This is a genomic window from Pseudomonas sp. PDM32 (genome assembly GCF_019219225.1).
Lineage (GTDB): Bacteria > Pseudomonadota > Gammaproteobacteria > Pseudomonadales > Pseudomonadaceae > Aquipseudomonas > Aquipseudomonas laurylsulfatiphila.
Window position 1 is genome coordinate 1 of the sequence record NZ_JAHUWE010000061.1, and the last position, 278, is coordinate 278.

General features: G+C 49.3%; 1 rRNA gene. It reads left to right on the plus strand.

Features of this window, described 5'->3' with window-relative positions:
• Positions 1–278: ribosomal RNA gene (locus KW846_RS30625) — 23S ribosomal RNA — on the plus strand; the annotation flags it as partial.

A 278-nucleotide genomic window follows, 5' to 3' on the forward strand; every position in this document is an offset into this window, starting at 1 on the left:
GCGAGGCTGAAAAGCGTAGTCGATGGAAAACAGGTTAATATTCCTGTACTTCTGGTTATTGCGATGGAGGGACGGAGAAGGCTAGGCCAGCTTGGCGTTGGTTGTCCAAGTTTAAGGTGGTAGGCTGAGATCTTAGGTAAATCCGGGATCTTAAGGCCGAGAGCTGATGACGAGTTACCTTTCAGGTGACGAAGTGGTTGATGCCATGCTTCCAAGAAAAGCTTCTAAGCTTCAGATAACCAGGAACCGTACCCCAAACCGACACAGGTGGTTGGGTA